The organism is Rheinheimera maricola (genome assembly GCF_016918075.2).
GTDB lineage: Bacteria > Pseudomonadota > Gammaproteobacteria > Enterobacterales > Alteromonadaceae > Alishewanella > Alishewanella maricola_A.
On record NZ_JAERPS020000001.1, the window covers coordinates 404,008 to 422,136 of the forward strand.

The 18,129-nt window shown below is 47.2% G+C and carries 11 protein-coding genes; all 11 read left to right on the top strand.

Annotated elements, in window-relative coordinates:
* The first annotated feature begins 50 nt into the window (after window positions 1-50).
* The 11 genes from I4W93_RS01920 (at window position 51) to I4W93_RS01970 (ending at window position 18,114) form a co-directional block, all read left to right on the top strand.
* Window positions 51-503 carry a GDP-mannose mannosyl hydrolase gene (locus I4W93_RS01920; RefSeq protein ID WP_205310118.1) on the top strand — a complete coding sequence of 151 codons (453 nt, stop codon included), beginning with the start codon at window positions 51-53 and terminating at the stop codon, window positions 501-503.
* A gap of 70 nt (window positions 504-573) precedes the next feature.
* Entirely contained in the window at window positions 574-1,419 is an 846-nt protein-coding gene (locus tag I4W93_RS01925) for a uroporphyrinogen decarboxylase family protein (protein WP_224673284.1), read from the top strand.
* A complete protein-coding gene (locus I4W93_RS01930; protein ID WP_205310116.1) occupies window positions 1,412-3,997 on the top strand; it encodes an AMP-binding protein in 2,586 nt (861 codons plus the stop codon). The genes I4W93_RS01925 and I4W93_RS01930 overlap by 8 nt, the downstream gene beginning before the upstream one ends.
* Window positions 3,998-4,014: 17 nt before the next feature.
* Window positions 4,015-5,418, top strand: a complete 1,404-nt coding sequence (locus I4W93_RS01935) for a mannose-1-phosphate guanylyltransferase/mannose-6-phosphate isomerase (protein ID WP_205310115.1) — start codon at window positions 4,015-4,017, stop codon at window positions 5,416-5,418.
* A gap of 1 nt (window position 5,419) precedes the next feature.
* Window positions 5,420-6,829, top strand: coding sequence for a phosphomannomutase (locus I4W93_RS01940; RefSeq protein WP_205310114.1), 1,410 nt, complete (start codon window positions 5,420-5,422; stop codon window positions 6,827-6,829).
* A 47-nt stretch (window positions 6,830-6,876) separates the two neighbouring features.
* Window positions 6,877-7,524, top strand: a complete 648-nt coding sequence (locus I4W93_RS01945; RefSeq protein ID WP_205310113.1) for a hypothetical protein — start codon at window positions 6,877-6,879, stop codon at window positions 7,522-7,524.
* A complete protein-coding gene (locus I4W93_RS01950) occupies window positions 7,511-8,572 on the top strand; it encodes a hypothetical protein (protein WP_205310112.1) in 1,062 nt (353 codons plus the stop codon). Before I4W93_RS01945 ends, I4W93_RS01950 begins: the two co-directional genes overlap by 14 nt.
* A 42-nt stretch (window positions 8,573-8,614) precedes the next feature.
* Window positions 8,615-9,520 (top strand): glycosyltransferase 61 family protein, encoded by a 906-nt coding sequence (locus I4W93_RS01955; protein WP_205310111.1) that lies wholly within the window; start codon window positions 8,615-8,617, stop codon window positions 9,518-9,520.
* A gap of 4 nt (window positions 9,521-9,524) precedes the next feature.
* The gene (locus I4W93_RS01960) at window positions 9,525-10,793 is read left to right on the top strand and encodes an NDP-hexose 2,3-dehydratase family protein (protein WP_205310110.1); all 1,269 of its coding nucleotides are present in this window, start codon (window positions 9,525-9,527) and stop codon (window positions 10,791-10,793) included.
* A gap of 164 nt (window positions 10,794-10,957) precedes the next feature.
* On the top strand, window positions 10,958-14,620 hold the full coding sequence (locus I4W93_RS01965) for a leucine-rich repeat domain-containing protein (RefSeq protein WP_205310109.1): 3,663 nt from the start codon (window positions 10,958-10,960) through the stop codon (window positions 14,618-14,620).
* A 242-nt stretch (window positions 14,621-14,862) separates the two neighbouring features.
* A complete protein-coding gene (locus tag I4W93_RS01970; RefSeq protein ID WP_205310108.1) occupies window positions 14,863-18,114 on the top strand; it encodes a glycosyltransferase in 3,252 nt (1,083 codons plus the stop codon).
* Window positions 18,115-18,129: the final 15 nt, after the last annotated feature.

The window sequence follows — 18,129 nt, forward strand, 5'->3', positions numbered from 1 at the left end:
TTATGTTGTTAAATTAAATCTTTCAGGACGTAGGTTTTGGGTTAGTGTATATGTATTTGGATAATAAGACGTTTGTAACTGTTGTAAGCAATACTCCTTTGGTATCTATCGATCTGATAGTTGAAAACGCTCGAGGTGAATTGCTATTGGGGCAGCGGAAAAATCGTCCGGCGCAAGGCTTTTGGTTTGTCCCAGGCGGGCGTATTTTGAAAAACGAAACCTTAGCGGCTGCTTTTGAGCGATTAACGTTAAATGAATTGGGGTTAAAATTCTCAATCGAGGATGCGACATTGCAGGGGCCTTATGATCATTTCTACACGGACAGTGTTTTTGGTGATGCGCCTTCAACCCATTATGTCGCTATCGCATATCGCCTTAGGGTTGCGCAATTAGTTAATTTACCGCAAGAGCAGCATGCTGATTATCAATGGTTTAGTGTTGCCGATCTTTTGTTCGAACCTCAAGTGCATCAACATACAAAGGCATACTTTTTAAATGATTAATCAGGTTGCATTTTGGAAACATGAACCTGTAGCAGATCAACAAGCCACTAGCCTTACCGCCAATACGTTAATGTTTTACCAGCAAACAGGCGGTGATTTTGTAAAGCTTACGCCTGCAGGGAACTACCAAATTGCAGATCGGGGAGGCTTAGCGCACTGGTGCAATGATCCCCTTGGCCGGCGCAGCTTTATTAAGCGATTTATCGTTAAGCCAGATGACTGGTATACCCTTAGTGACGATGTGACTGCGTTTGAACAAGAAATTGTTACCGCCGCTAGCCTTACCCGGCAAGAACTACCTTCAGCAGTTCCGCTTTACGTCACACTGTTTAGCCCTGTTACACTGGCAATGATGTTAGCAGGGCCTGAGGTTTTATCCTTGCATATACGCACTGCACCTGATGCTGTTGCGTTTGCTATAACGCAACTAAAACTTAGTTTTATAAAGCTGCTTAATCTTTATAGCGCTGCGGGCGTTGATGGTTATTTTATAGCGAGTCAGCATTGCAGCAGGGCAATTTTGACGAAGGACGACTACTTCCGGTTTGCAAAGCAGAGCGATGATGCCGTGCTTGCTGCATGTGAAAAAGTGGGCGATACCATATTACATTTGCATGGGCAGGGTATCCATTTTGGTGCGGTTCCTAAGGTGTCTAATGCACGAGTCCACTATGAACTTGACAGCGCAAACCCAACACCGGAATCGTTTAGAGCCTTGACACAATGCGAGGCGGTTATTGGTTTACCATTAGAGGTTTGGCAAAATCCAAGCAACTTTGCAAAACACGCCGCTGACCTACTGACACGCTTCTCGCAAAAGACAGCATTATTTACCGCACCTTGTGTTCTTCCATTAGCGGTTGACAATGCTGAAGTTAAAGCGTGGATAGATGCAATAAGGTTGGTACTTGACTGAGCCCTGGGGTGACAACACGCTTAATCAGTCAGCTTTTTTTAGATTTAAGGCTGTCGTTAGCCAATACCCTCAGCGCATTGCATTCATTGATAGCAAAGGTATAGGCATACGTTATATTCAGCTGTATCAACGGGCTGCTTTTTTAATGTCGATGTTAACAGACGGCGATGGTCCCGTTGCACTATATCTGCCCTATGACTCTGATTTACTTTGTGCAATGTTGGCGTGCTTAGCGCTTGGTCGTCCTTATTTACCCTTAGATCCTGATTTTCCGTTGGAACGCACATTAGCGATTGTGAAGCATGCTGGTGTAGAGATTGTATTGATTAAACATCACGATGACAGCGCTAAGGCGCTGGCCGTGGTTGTTAATGTGGTCTCGCTGTGTGCCGGCGCAGTACAACAAGATATATCGGTGCGCGCTAACGCAGACAGTGTTGCTTATATTCTTTACACTTCGGGTACCACTGGAAAGCCGAAAGGGGTTTATCAAAACCAACGTGGCTTGCTACATGATGTTATGCAGTATAGTCAGGCGATAAATATATCAGCAAGTGACTGTTTTTCTGGCATTTACTCGGCGTCTGTTAACGGTGCTATTAGGGATATTTTTGCGGCGTTATTCAATGGTGCAACCTTGGTACGCATTAATCCAAAAGAGACCGGTTTGGTTGGGATCGCCAAAGTTGTTGCTCAAACTGGAATTACAATATTTCACGCTATTCCACCATTACTGCGCAGTTTTTTAAATAGCAACCCCAATGCGAGCTTACTACGAAGTGTTCGGCTTTGTTATATTGCCGGTGACAGACTATTTAAGTCTGATCTTATTCAGCTTTTTAAGGTGTTACCAGATAATGCGATAGTTTATAACGGTATTGGCTCTACCGAGTGCGCTACGCTTTACCGACACTGGTTAATTGACCGGAATACGCTGATCCCAACGACAATTGTACCGGTAGGTTATGCTATTGCTGAGCGCGATACCCGCTTACATTACTGTGATGGTGATTTGGCTGAGGTCGAGGTAATAAGTCCTTATTTGGCCTTGGGGTACTGGCAAGAGCCAGAGCTTACGGCTAAGGCGTTTATTGACGAAGATGATAAGCCAGGCTGGCGCCGTTATCGGCCCGGTGATTTGGTAAAAGTGCTTGATAGTGGTTTATACACCTTTGTTGGGCGTGCTGATAGTAAGGTGAAAATTCGCGGTTACTTAGTTGACTTGTCGTTGCTGGAAGCCGAGCTACGAGGTTTTTCAGAGGTTTGTGATGTTGCGTTGTTAACGCTAGATTATGATGAACAATCACAGCTAATTGCAGTATTGGTTGGTAACGCCGTTGTTGAACCTACACTTAAACAACACTTAACCTCGCAGTTTTCCCGCGCCGTGGTACCGCATTACTTTATCTGGTTGGACGCGCTACCCCGGTTGCCGAATTTCAAAGTTGATCAGAAAAAACTTAACACGATTGCTTTAGCTAACTTGTCCAGAGAGCCCACAAAAATAGTGTCTCCTGGTTGCCGTCTGTACTTAGCAAAGGATGGTGATAAAGACTATTTTTTACCCGTATTATTACTTTGGCTCAAAACGCTGAAAACACCACTACAAACCGACGTAACAAAAAGTTTTTCAGATTTAGGTGGTGATTCACTCGATCTGCTTAATTTTTTTGCTCAGTTAGATTTAATGTTAGACAAACCTTACCCTCTTGAGCTTATCTCCATTAATGCAACTATAGAGGATGTTATCACTGCTCTGACAACATCTGGCCGAAGTATTCATCGCAATAGTAGTGCGGCTGTTACTTTGGTGGTGGTGCCGCCTTTTGTTGGTTTTGGCTGGGCGAAAGATTTTGCCGCTAATATAACGTTAGATATTAGGTTGGTGATGGTGCCCACGTCAGCCCTATATAACCCCATAGGCGAACCTCAACCTGAGTTAGATGAAGTAGTGAGTAAGCTGTGTGATTACGTAAATGCCAATGTATCTGGAGGTATTACCCATTTTTATGGCGTTAGTAGTGGTGCTAAACCGGCCTTTTTTGCCGCAAGCACACTGCAAGCACAGGGAATGAACACCGGTGTATTTATCGTTGGAGACTGCGCTCCGATTGGTCGTCCCGAGCATTTTGCAGCAGATAGGTTACAAGCTTACTCGTGGTTAACTGACAAAATTCCGAGATACAATGGTCCTGTAGTAGAAATTATTGCTACTGAAGATAAAAATAAGCATTTAAAAGTATTTTCTGTGCTTGGTTGGTGGCGCTATTGTAGTAAAATTGCGTATTTACCCGTGAATGCTGAACATGTCAGTTGCCTTACCACAGCGGATGTTTTGCAACTGCTCAATAGTCTTGTTGAAGCTAAACCAGAGATGTTCTTTGATACTTCATTGCTTGGTGTGCCGGATTTATTAGGTGCTGCAAAAGAAGCACTGGTTTTAAGGCATGAGGCGTTGGCTATTTGTTATTATAAGCACGTGTTTGGTTTGCAGCCATGGTGTGACAAGATCTATGGCTTCAACGTTGTGCTTGCTCAAAAACGACTAGCCTGTAAGCAGGATATTTTTAAACTTTAGTAATATTAGGAAATGGAATGATATTACCCGTAATTATGGCTGGTGGCACCGGCAGCCGGCTGTGGCCATTATCGCGTGATTTAATGCCTAAGCAGTTTTTAAAACTGGACGGTAAGCAAACCATGTTGCAGGCAACCGTACAAAGACTTCAAGATGTCGATGCTTTTCCGCCTTTAGTGATATGCAACGAAGAGCATCGTTTTATTGCGGCTGAGCAACTAAGGCAGATACAGCAGTTGGATCACAATATTATTTTAGAGCCTGCCGGGCGTAACACCGCCCCAGCCATTGCACTGGCCGCATTAACGGCAGTAAAAAAGGGCACTGATCCGCTGCTATTAGTGTTGGCGGCAGATCATGTTATTGCCGATACCAGCGCTTTTACTGTTGCTGTGCAGCAGGCGGCACTATTTGCAGCGGATAATAAATTAGTCACTTTTGGTATTGTGCCTACGGCGGCTGAAACGGGCTACGGCTATATCAAGCGGGGTAACGCAACGGGTAGCGCTTATGCTGTGTCGCAGTTTGTAGAAAAACCCAATTTGGTAACGGCGCAGTCTTATTTAGCCAGTGGTGAATATTACTGGAACAGTGGCATGTTTATGTTTAAAGCCAGTGTGTTTTTGGCTGAATTAAAACAGCATCGGCCTGACATCTATGCCGCCTGTGAGCTTGCCATGGCGGAAGTCGACCCGGATTTAGACTTTATTCGGATAAATAAAGAAGCTTTTATCGCGTGTCCGGACGACTCAATAGACTATGCGGTAATGGAAAAAACGGCTGATGCGGTAGTAGTGCCGCTGGATGCCGGTTGGAGTGATGTTGGAGCCTGGTCGTCATTGTGGGAAATTAGCACCAAAGACACAGAGGGGAATGTACACCATGGCGATGTGTTAAGCACGAATAGTAAAAATAGTTTTGTCTTTGCCGAAACCGGTTTAGTTGCTACCGTAGGGCTTGAAAACATTATAGTTGTGCAAACAAAAGATGCAGTTTTAGTCGCCGCGAAAGACAAAGTACAAGATGTAAAAGCAATAGTGCAGCAGTTAAAGGCTGCCGGTCGCAGCGAGCATCGAATTCACCGTGAAGTATACCGGCCTTGGGGTAAATATGATGCTATTGATAACGGCGAGCGTTATCAGGTTAAGCGTATTACGGTTAAACCTGGCGAGAAGTTGTCGATTCAAATGCATCATCACCGTGCCGAACATTGGATAGTTGTGTCGGGTACGGCAAATGTAACTGTTGATGGTAAAGATACGCTGTTAAGTGAAAATCAGTCGGTTTATATCCCGCTTGGGGCGGTACATGCCTTAGAAAATCCAGGTAAAATTCCGCTTGAATTGATAGAAGTGCAATCGGGCTCCTATTTAGGCGAAGACGATATAGTGCGTTTTTCTGACCGCTACGGTAGGGCTTAAAATGGCATTGAGTACGACGCAAGTTATTCAACGTAGCCATGTCGCCTTTGGTACCAGTGGGGTTAGGGGCTTGGTTACTGATCTCACCGATGACGTTTGTGCGGCCTTTGCTGTTAATTTTATCAAGGTGATGCAGCAAAACTTCACTGTTGACCGGGTTGCTGTGGCGATAGATAACCGCCCGAGTAGCCCACAAATGGCGGCCGCAGTGGCGGGTGTACTCAAGGCTATTGGCGTTCCGGTGGATTTTTATGGTGTAATACCCACACCAGCACTGGCGTATCAGGCTATGCAGGATAAGGTGCCGGCAATAATGATTACCGGCAGCCATATTCCGTTTGATCGTAATGGTATTAAATTTTACCGACCGGATGGCGAAATTAGTAAAGCGGATGAGCAGGCTATTTTATCGGTAAATACCCCCTTACCCCTGTTTACGCCTGTAACGCAATCAGTATTAGATACTGCTGCAAAAAACTACCTGCAGCGTTATCTGAGTATTTACCCTGCAGGTATTTTATCGGGTAAACATATCGGCATATATGAACATTCAAGTGCTGGCAGAGAACTTTATTATCAAGTGTTTGAAGCATTAGGTGCTAAAGTCACCCGGCTTGAACGTAGTGATCATTTTGTGCCCATTGACACAGAAGCAGTAAGTGACGCCGATAAGCAAAAAGGCATGCAGTGGGCTAAGCAGTATCAATTTGATGCGATTTTTTCTACCGATGGCGATGGTGATAGGCCCTTGTTGTCTGACGAGAATGGCCATTGGCTGCGTGGTGATATTGTTGGGCTGCTATGTGCTCAAGCCTTAGGTATAGATGCACTTGCTGTTCCTGTAAGCTGTAATACCGCCATTGAAAAAAGTGGTGTGTTTAATCAAGTGCTTCGTACCCGCATTGGTTCGCCTTATGTTATTGCAGCCTTTGAAACATTAAAAACAGAGCTAAGTTATGCTGGTTTTGAAGCGAACGGCGGTTTTTTGCTGGGTAGCGATATTATTATTGCTGACAAAACGCTTAAAGCATTGCCTACCCGTGACGCCTTGTTACCTGCGCTAGCTGTGCTTGTATCGGCTGCGGAACGTCCGGTGTCGGCATTGTTGGCTATGTTGCCGCAACGTTTTACGGCCAGTGACCGTATTCAAAATGTGCCCGCAACGCGTAGCCAGCAATTATTAGACAGCCTGAATGCTAATCCAGAGCAAAGCCTAAATATGCTGTCACTGGATACTAAGACCTTGTTGAGTATCGATAACACCGATGGCCTTAGAATGACCTTTGTTGACGGTGATATTGTGCATTTACGTCCGTCAGGCAACGCACCAGAGCTAAGATGTTATTGCGAATCAAATACTGAGGTACAAGCTGTTGCGCTAGTGTCTCAGGTTTTGGCTAACGCGTTCTAATTCGACAAGTCCAGTTATTACCGTACAGCCGGAAGCGAGATATTGGTTTGAAAGTGCTATGCAGCAATAATTTACCGGCAAACTCGTTTTTGCAAGAAACGGTTACGCTGTTATCAGACAGTATGCTTGCAACGTTGCCATCGGTTACGTTGTTAGCGTTTAACTGGCAGCAGTTAGCTGCAGATAATGCTGCCTTGCATCAGCTTAGACACCAATTATCGCATAGCCGCTGTTTATATCGACTGGCGGTAATGTCTGAGCCGCTGGACGCCACTTTGCGTGACTTGTTTGCATCGCTGGCCATTGAGCTGATTATTTCGCCCCAGCGCTGTTTTAGCCTAAACAGCCAGGATCCTGAATTATCCGTCGCGATAGCGGATGGAAAGGAAGTTCTTTTTTCGCCTGCCTGGCTGATAGAGCTGGAGTTGTTTTTAAGTCGCCGGGTGTCTGAGCGTTATCAACAAAGTAATGCTGCGTTAACGATGATGGCAGCTACAGCGATGCAGCAAAGTAATGCCTATTCTACCTCCACCTTTTTGCTTACTTTACAAAGTTACTTATTACTTGATATGCAATTGGTCTGCTCGCTTCCACTAAGAACCGCTGCGCAACACGCGCTGCAAATCTCAGCCCCAGAGCACTTTAAACCGGTAGTTCGCTGGATGGAGCAGTGTGCAGCTGATGAACAAAATTAAAGTATATTTATTGCCTGGAAAGCATGCTCAGCGCACACCTTTCGCTTACCCGGATTATCGGCCTTTTTTTATACCTTACTTTGATTTTGTCACCGAGCCTTTAGCCGCTGACTTTATTGTTGCGAGTTATTTTGTTGACTTACGTTCTGAAGCGGCGCAATTACTGGCATGGCAGAAAGCTAGGCCAGCTCTAAAGCTGGTGGTATTTTCTGAAGAACCTCTGTGGGATAGCTTATGGTACGAAGACTTTATCAAGCCGACAGGGCAGTTTTCGGTAAAAATTAATGGTGTGAACCACACGCTGAAATACGACTTTCTAAATCATGCCACAACAGATATTTTTAACTTTGTACAGTTACCATATTTTATTACCACGGAAAACCACTATATACAGCGCTACGCCAAGCTACTGGCCGGCAACCTGCAGTTAACAGCACAACAGTTGCTGACACTGTGGCAGAACGTGCGCTATCGGCATGCATTTATGGCAGAGAAGCGCACCGAAGCGAAATACCACAAAGTAAACCAAAGCGGTGAGCTACTCGGTTTAAGTGTGTATCGTAGTGAGCTTGCCGCGCAATTTTTATCACATAGAACCGCCAGTGTTCAGGGGCGGGGCTGGCATAGTGATACAGCGCGCCAAGCCTTGCCTGATTGGCATTTAGATAAGCTGACTAGTTTGCACGGTAATGTAATGTTGATGTCAGCAATAGAGAATACGGTGCTGGGAAATTATATTACTGAAAAACCTTTTGATGCCTTTGCTATCAACGCAATACCAATAACCTATGCGGGGCCAGATAGTCGTCTCTATGATGTGATAAACAAAAATGAAGATGCTGTTGTTAATATTTTTGGCATGTCAGTAGATGAAGCGACACAAGCTTTGCGTGAGCTTGAACCAACAGTTGATAGTGCCGAACGATACCAAGCGGCACAACAGGCGGTATTGCAAAAAGTACAAAGTTTTCCGTTACTCATCGCAGAGAGAGAGCGTGTGGCATTTAGCAGTTTTTTTGCTTTTGAACGGCTGCTGTCGCTTGAGTAATAAGCCTCAATAAAGATGTGTATTTTCTTCTGGATATAATCAGTGATAGAAAGCAATAAAAGTATTGTTCTTCGATTTGATGATAGGTTTGAGCTCGGCTCTTGTGAGCATTTTTTCCATTTTATGTGGGGTTATTTACTACCTTCTGTTTATATTATTTCCTCTCGGACTAGACCCGGTAACCAGTATATTTTTATGACATGTGGTCCTTTGATGGACCCGATTCTTCAAGAGGCGTTAAGCAGCTTAGGAGTTAATTGTTCGATTCTTACTCAGCTGCCTTCTGGAAATGACTACAACGTGATTTGGGTTTCACGTTGGGATATGTACATGCTGAAACCTATGCTTGAGTCAAAATATACCGATAATCTGGTTATAAAAAATCTATTGAAGCAGCTTGAAATACATTCGGATATAGCAAAGGAATTAAGCAGTTTTAATTTGAAGTCTGCAATTTGGCGCGTCAAATTTATTTTACTATTTAAGTTTAAATTAGAGCATGAAATTAATGTTTATGTTGGAAATGAAATATTGATTTTAAAACGCTCCGCTGAGCCAGAATTTTATAATAAAGATACCGGTAGTGCGGTAATTAAAGGCTATGGTATGAGTCGTCGAGGGATCAAAAATCCAGAGTTTATTGCTGAAGTACTACACAATTTAGGTATTGCAGTAGCAATATTTGAACCCGGCATTGTATCTTTTAAACAGCAGATAGTTGCTTTTAGCCAATGCAGAGGGGTATTTGCTATGCGAGGCGCTGAATTTGCTAATATGATTTGGCTAAAACCAGGGGCTAAAGTTACGTTGATTCAACCTGAGTCATTAAAAAACCCTCCTTTTCAGCGCTTCTTAGCTGAGCTCTTAGACCTTGAGTATCGGCAGGTTGACGTGACTTCGTCATACCCAGAACTTGATAGAGAGCAAATATTGAGTGGAGTCCAGTAGATAAATGTCGAATTTAAATTTAATTGCCAATTCTTTGGGTGATCTTCAATCATTTCTTCAATCGGTAGTTGATGCAGCTAATTTTTCACTTTTTCCGGTTCAATTATCCGAGCAAGACGACTGGCGCCTGGAAAATGGTGCGCTTTCGCATAGAACTAATGGTTTTTTCCACGTTTGCGGAATACAACACCAAGTTACTAAAAAGACAAATCTTGTACTGTACCAGCCGCAAAGTGCATTAACTGGCTTGGCGTTTATGGTAAAAGACGGGCAGATTTATGTTTTGTTACAGGCAAGAGTAGAACCAGGAAATCCCAACGTAGCTCAATTTGGCCCCACGGTGCAATCTACACCGGCTAACTATCTGCGGCTGCATGGTGGGAAAAGTTCTGCATGTGTCGATTGGTTTACTCATTTTAAAGTCGGAATAACACCGCTAGGCACATCGATGCAACTTGATTTAGGCTGCCGATATTTTCAAAAGAGTAAGTTTCATAATTATGTGTTGTTGGATGAGCCAGTATTTGCTGATGACAGTATGATTTGGGCATCGGTACCAGCAGTGTTTTCCGCCTTAACGCTCAGTCATTTTTTGAATGCTGATTTACGTTCTTTATTGGCCGTGTTTGATTGGTCGGTGTTTTATACCCAGGATGCGCGCACTCCTAAAGGTGATGAATTAGTGTTATTTAATGAGCAATTTATTCATGGCCAATATACAGATTGGTGGCATTGGCGATTAGCACCATTAGAAACGGTAGAGGGTATCGAGCTTAACGACAATGGTATTTTTACCAATGATAACAGCAGTATTGATGTGCATATGTATCGTACGCTAAGTTCAACACGCGAAGTGACCAGCTGGGTTCAGCCGTTAGTGCGAGCTAAAAGCAAAGGACTGGTACGTTTGCATTTGCGCCAAGACAAGGATGACTTATTATGCCTGATAACAATAGCAGAGGAATTTGGTATCAGTGGTGGCCGAACAATATTACCGACCACCGTAATCTACCCTGGCGAAAGTGCAACGTTACCCGAATTGCCCCCGGAAGCTATCTCACATATTACATTTGAACAATCCGATGAAGGTGGACGATTCATTCATCATGATAGTCATTATCAGCTAGTGTATGTAAGCAACACTAGCAAAGCTGAGAATCAATTTTGGCTAAGTATTACAACGCTACGTCAATTAATGCTTTCGTCAAATCAAGTTAGTTTTCAATTAAGGTGTATTTTTTCTGTACTGTTAGCCGATCTATATCATTTGTAGCCTAGACGCCACTTGGCGTCATACCTCTTGATGATATGGTGACGATCACGTCACTGGGCGCATTTTCTTCTGACGAAAGTGCGCGGCATATGCCCTTTTTTGCGATGGAGACCAGCGTTAGTTTAAGGTTATACTGACCACCTTATCTTTGCCAGGAGCCTGCTATGCTGTTGAATAGCCGTAATTTTTATTTGATTTTGCCTTTGTTTTTACTGGGGTGTGGTGGTGGGGCTGGCGAGGGCTCTGGCAATAAAACGCCGGAACCGGTTAACTATACTGTGTCTGCTGTTGCCGGCACTGGCGGTAGTATTATGCCAGCCAGTAAAAGTGTCCGCAGCGGCCAAACCACCAGTTTTACCCTGCAGCCAGATGCCGGTTTTGCTATTGCCAGCGCGAGTGGCTGCGGTGGCCAGTTAAATGCCGCGCTGTATACCACCGCACCTGTGCTGGCGAATTGCCAGGTAAGTGCCAGTTTTACGCCGCTGCAGTACCAGGTAACGACCGTGGTAGAGGGCAGTGGCACGGTGATGCCGCAAAGTCTGACATTAGGTGTTAATGAGCAAGCCAGTTTAACAATAACACCTGCCGAGGGCTTTGCTGTTGGCTCTGTCATCGGCTGCGGTGGCAGTTTAGCCGGCGAGCAGTACCAGGTAGGCCCGCTTAGTGCAAACTGTACCGTAACCAGTGTATTTAAACCTGTGGTGTTTGAGATAACCGCCAGTGCCGGCAGTGGCGGCTCGGTGTCACCCGCCAGCCAGCAGGTGTCGTATAACAGCCGAGCCAATTTTACCCTGTTGGCTGATGAGGGTTTTAAGGTGGCGGCGGTGCAAGGATGTGATGGCGAGCTAAACGGCAATAGCTTTGTTACGGCGCCTTTACAGCAGGCCTGCAGCTTGGCCGTGAGTTTTGAAGCGGCGACTTACACAGTAACTACTCAGGCCAATAGTGGCGGGACTGTTACGCCAGCCAGTGCTACAGTGCAGGCCGGTGACCGTGCAGTGTTTCAGCTGATACCCGACGAAGGTTATGTTGTCGCCCAGGTGGATGGTTGTGCTGCCAGCTTTGATGGCGACTATGCCATTATTGATAAGGTAACGGCGGACTGTGAGTTACAGGTGCAATTTACCTCAGATCAGCAGGTTATTTTTGCTGATGCGAATTTAGATAGCGCAGTGCGCCAACAGCTGGGGCTGACAGCCGATGAACCTATTGCGGCGTCCGTGCTGGCGACGTTATCCCGGCTGGATGCCAATGGTATGCAAATTAGCCGGTTGGATGGGATCCAATATGCTACCGGGCTGCGCCGGTTAAATTTAACCTATAACCTGTTGGACGATATTAGCCTGTTGCAGGCCTTGGCGAAAAAGCAAGCGGTGGGTGCCGGCTTATTTAGTTTGCAGTTAGGCTCTAATAGCCTCTTTAGCTTGCCGGATATGTCGATGTTTGCCGACTTGTCCGAGTTAAGCTTGTCATTTACTAAAATTGCCGATCTAACCCCGCTGGCAGCGCTGTCTAAACTAAGAGTTCTTAATGTGGCGGGTAATAATATTACCGATCTGTCGGCACTGAGTGCATTGCCGCTAAACAACCTGATTGTCAGTAACAACCCAATTACTACGGATGCGCTGTGGGCGCTGCAGCAGACACCTATTTCGACACTGAATATTGGCCAAACCAAGGTAGACGCTTTAGAGCCGGTAACAGCGTTAAGCGGGTTGTATGAATTAGATATCAATTCAACCCTTGTACAGGACTTAGGCCCGCTTACCCAATTGCCGGGCCTTGGCAGATTGCTTGCCTATCGCACGCCGATAGTCGATTTACAGCCATTACTTAGCTCGTCTATGTTGCACGGCAACTATTTGTCGGTAGGCGGCTGCCTGAAAACCAGCGGCTATTCCAGAGCGTTATTAGTGATTGAACAGCTGCGGCAAAACGGCGTTGTAACCTATACCTATAATGATTCACCGCCAGCAGGCGCGGTTTGCCCAACTGACGATGGCATTAGCCAGTTTGATGTCAGCGCAAGCTTAAGCTCGGCCGGTTTAACGTTAAATTGGCAAGTAACCGCAGAAGATACCGGGCCTTGGCGTTGTGAGCTGCATACCGATTTAGATTATCAATTACCCCGTGCGCCGGTCGCGGTATTGGAAAACTGCCATTTGCAGCAGCAATGGCTGTTGCCGCAGATTAAGCAGGCAAGGGTGCGGCCGCACATAGTGGTAGACACCGGCTTGTTAGCCCGGCCAAGACGGATTGATATCGACGAGATTTTTAATACCGATTCCCCGGTTGGCGCGGTGTATGTTGCCGGCAGCGATTGGCTGCAGGGCGTAGTGAAGTCGAACCCTTATCTGGTGCCGGGGCGTGATGCTGAGTTGCGTTTGCATGTTGTATCCGGGCAGGGTAGCGCGCCACCGCCGCTAAATGCTGAGGCCATTGTGGCGGGCAGTCGCTTTGCGCTTGACGTTACGGTGCCGGCGACCTTGCCTGACAGCCGGCAGTATACCAATCTTGACCAAAGCTACCGGGTAACTGTGCCAGCGGCCTATATGCGCGCTGGCAGCGAATTTGTGCTACAGCTGGCCGGTGTGCCGGAATTGGTTATTTCGCCGGTTTTTGCCAACATTAACAGCATTAACCTGACGCTGGTGCCGTTGCAGTTAGACGATGACATCACCGTGTTGCCGGCGGACGATGTTGTCAGGCGATCTTTGCTTACCGTGTGGCCCTTGGCCGACATTACTATTGCGCGGCGCCAGCCGTTTCAACTGGCTACGCCGGCGGCAACGACTACCACCAGTACCATGTTAAGTGAGTTGTACGACTTACGTATCATTGAACAAGGTGAAGATTACTACTACGGCTACTTTAGATCTGCCATGAACACCGACTCCTTCGGAGGCCGTGGTTACCGGCCGGGCTTTGTCTCTGTAGGGGCAGTGAGTACAGGCACACTGGATATGGTGCTTAGCCACGAGCTTGGCCACAACTTTAACCTGCCGCACGCGCCTTGCGGTACTGCAGGCAACCCCGACTCAGCCTACCCTTACGCGGGTGGCAGCACCGGTAGTTTTGGTGTGCCGCTAGACTTTTCTGCACTGTTATCTCCCGATATATACAACGATGTGATGGGCTATTGCGGTTCCCGCCATGTGTCGGATTATAACTTCGAGAAAGTACAAGACTACTTACAGCAACTGGTCCACCCGGCGGTGAATAGCTTGTCTGATGCTGGCGTTGCACAGCAGCAGGAGGCAACCGACAATGCACCTGATAAAGGCTGGTATTACCGGTTGCAGCAAGCTGGCAGTGCTATCAAGGTTGAGCAGAGCCTGTACCTGGAGCAATTGCCCAGGCTAAGCGCCAGCATGGGGTATGAGCTGCGGCTGTGGTTTGGCGCAGCGCAGCCGGCCAGCCTGCCGGTACAGCAGTTGCTGCCGGGCCACGGTGAGCCACGCACTGAGTTGGTATTTGCGGTACCGCAACTGTGGCAGGGTAAAAAGGTGACCGCTTTTGCGCTGTATCAGGGCGATAGCAGGCTGTACAGCCAGACACTGAGCAGTGCTCAGGTGTTAACGATGAACAGTGCACAAGCTAACGGGATGGCTATTAACGAACGGGCCAGCCAGGTATGTGTAAACCTACCAACTGACAACACACTAGCCAGCTTGTTGTGGCTTGATGGCGATACTCGCCGTGCGCTGGCATTAAATGAGCGGCAAAGCGCATTCTGCCGCGATACCGCTGGATTACCCGATGGCGGTAAATGGCAATTGCAACTGCGTGGGGGCGGCAAAGTGCAGTTGATAGACCAGCTGCGTTGACGAATCTCCCGTCCACCAAATTTCCAATCTCCCCCCAACCCCCTCTTTGCTAAAGAGGGGGGGAAGACGGTTGTTGTTTGCTTTTAAAGTCCCACTTTGAAAAAGGGGGATTTAGGGGCATTAGGGATTTGATTTAGGGGAATTCGCGACTGGAGGGCTTAAAAGCTCTGGCCTGCGTTGAACTGCAGTGTGGTTTTCTATTATGATGCCCACACTATTTTTTTGTCACTCCTAAGGCTGTAATGTCAAAACCATCTGACAAGGCGCCAGTGCAATGGTTGGCCCTTGTGCTCAGCCCTCAAGCCAGCAGTACTGCTGCTGTTGCTTTAGCAGTCCAGGCTAAAGCAGATGGGCTAAGTGTGTTGTTGGCAGGGGGCAGTGTAACGCAAGTTTTTGCAGATGCCGACATGCTGGAGGCACTTAAAGCCGGGGTGTTTGAGCGCGTGCTAATTAGCACGGCGGAGCACTTGTTGGTGACAGATGCGCTTGATGCGGTGAAGTGTTTACCCAATGCCATTGTTTGGTTAACGCTATTACAGCCCGGCAGTGATATTGCCGCGTTGCAAGGCTGTTGGCAGCAACCGACATTACCCGATAATATTCTGTCATCCGGCGTTATAACCACTTGTGCCAATGATTCGGTGGCAGTGGCCGCGACCGCCAGTTTCCGCAGTTGCACCTTACCCGCTTTTTGTTTGCCCGGCGCAATGTTACCGGCTTTGTTAGCTGGACAAGCCCGCATCGACGATGTGGCATTAAGTGCCAACGCACAAATAGCGCCGACGCTAACGCAGCAGGCATTATTTGTTAGTGCCGCCGGTGTGCAGCGTTTTGGCGGACTAGATACCTTTTTAACCTTGCCGCTTTATCAGGGGGATGTGTTACAAGGCAGTATTGCGCGTTGTTGGCAGTTAACTGCAGGGGCTGACATTGATATTAACGCCGGCATACTGCCTGTTAGTTTACGTTGCGATGATGGCAGCACGGTGTTGTTTGATTTACTGCCCGCGCAGCAGGCTGATAGCCAGCATTGGCAGCAATTAGCCGTGCCACGAATGGTGCTAAGCCTGCGTCTTTTACCTGCGGGTGCCTGGCAGATGCCGGAGCAAACTGGTGTCGCAGTGTTTGCTATGTCACTGTATAACAAGGCTGCGTATTTGCATCAAGCGGTGTATAGCGTGGCAATGCAAACCTATAGCAAGGTTGCGCTACATATTATTGATGATGCTAGTACTGATGGCTCAGTGCTGCGGTTACAGCAATTTCAAGCGCTTGCACCTTGTAGTTTGCCTATACGCTTTGAAAACAGTGGTGGTGTAGGCACTTATGTGATTCGTAACCGTATTATTAAGCATTGGCAGGATCATGCCGGCTACTATTTGGTGCAGGATGCAGATGATATTAGTAGCAGTTGCCGGGCGTTGTATCAGGTGGCGCAACTGCAGCAACACCCGGCTACTGATGTTTGTATTGCTGACATGGTGCGTATTGACAGTGCAGGGCAGTTATTTAGTTTAGAGGGCTTGTCTGAGCGTTATGGTTCAGCAACGTTATGTGCCGCCATCACGCTTCATCAGAAGCTGGGTTACTATGAAAACCTTTGTAAGAATGCCGATAGCGAGTTTATTGACCGCTTAAAATCTGTGTATGGCCGAAATGCGGCGCCCTGGTATCGTTACCCTGTGCTGTATCAGCGTTATGATGGCAATAATTTAACTGCCGATATTTACCAGCAGCATGGCAATCAGTTACAGACCAACCACGGTGTGCGTAGTTGGCATAAGCAGTTATATCAACAAAAGCACGCGTCGCTAAACGCCGAGACGGTGGCGCAGCATTATCAGGCTGACCAAGCCCCTGATAACGATTACCAGCTGCTATTAGATGGCTTTGTTCCGCCCGTTTATAAGCACTCCGGGTCGTTGTCGGCTCCGGCAATCGCGATGCTGTTTGATCAAGCCAGTGCTGCGGGCATAAGCTTTACCTTAGCTGATGCGGCTTTTCAGCTCAGAGCAGAGCTGACTGCCGGTAAGCATCAATACTTATATGCCACACACACTCTATTAGCGTCGAATTTACGGCCGCAGCAAACTGATGAGCATAGCGATGCGGTGTTGCCGGTTTTTGTTGATGCCGATTTTAGCGATAATGTGTTGCTGGTGCTGCTTTATCTTGACGCAGAGGGTAACCGGCTAGCACATGAGTTCTTTGCGCCGGCGACCAATTTAACCCTGCAATTACCGGCAAAATGTAGCTCGATTAAATTGGGTTTCCGATGCAGTGGTAAGGTGGCGATTACGCTAAATGCAGTGCGTTTTTCGCACCAGGCTTTAGACGCCATAATGCCCAAGCCGGCCAGCGGCTACTTGCTGATCACCAACCATTATCCGTCGGATGATTCGTTGTATCGCAATGCCTTTGTTCATAGCCGGGTAAAGGGCTATGCGGCGCAGGGCGTAAAGGTTGACGTGTTTCGTAGCCGGCCCAATGCGCCGCTGAGCATACATCAGTTTGACGGTGTTAATGTTACAACCGGCTGCCCCAGTTTACTTTTGCCCGCGTTGCGTGACGGGCTGTATAAGCATGTACTTGTACACTTTTTAGATAGTGCCATGTGGCGCACCTTACAACAGGTTGTGGCAAAGGTGCCTGTAACCGTATGGCTGCACGGTGCTGAAATACACAGCGCAGAGCGACGCAAGTATAATTACCCCGATGAGGCCAGTTTTGCCAAGGCGCAAGCGCAAAGCGAACAACGACTGCAATTTTGGCGCAGTGTATTGCAACCTTGCCCTGCTTTGCTGAAGCTTATTTTTGTCTCGCAGCATTTTGCCGAAGAGGTGATGGCTGATTTGGCATTGCCAACGCCATTGCCTGGTGCGCAATATCAGATACTGCCAAACCCGATAGATACCCATTTATTTCAGTATCAGCCTAAGCAGTTAGGTGACAGAAAGAAAATCCTTGTTCTGCGTCCGTTCAGCTCGGCACAGTATGCTAACGACCTTGCGGTTGCGGCGCTGGTAATATTAAGCAAGCAACCCGGCTTTGATCAGTTTAATATTGCTGTAATGGGTGACGGCCCGCAATTTGAGGCGGTTACAGCACCGTTAGTGGGCTTGAAAAACGTGAGATTACAGCGTGGCTTTTTAACCCAGCAGCAAATTGCCGCCGTGCATAAACAATATGGTGTATTTTTATGCCCAACACGCTGGGATAGCCAGGGCGTGTCAAGAGATGAGGCTATGGCGTCTGGCTTGGTTGCGGTGACTAATGCCGTGGCTGCAGTGCCGGAGTTTTGTGATAGCAACAGCGCTATGCTATGTGACCCAGAATCGCCGCAGGCATTGGCTGAGGCAGTATTAGCCTTGGTGCGGGACCCGTCGTTGTATTTGCGACTGTCCGACAATGGTGCGGTGCGGGTTGCGCAGCAGCGCAGTGCTGCATTGATTATTAAGCAGGAGCTGGCGCTGTTTTATTGCGGCGCCGAATAATAAAATTGCCATTTT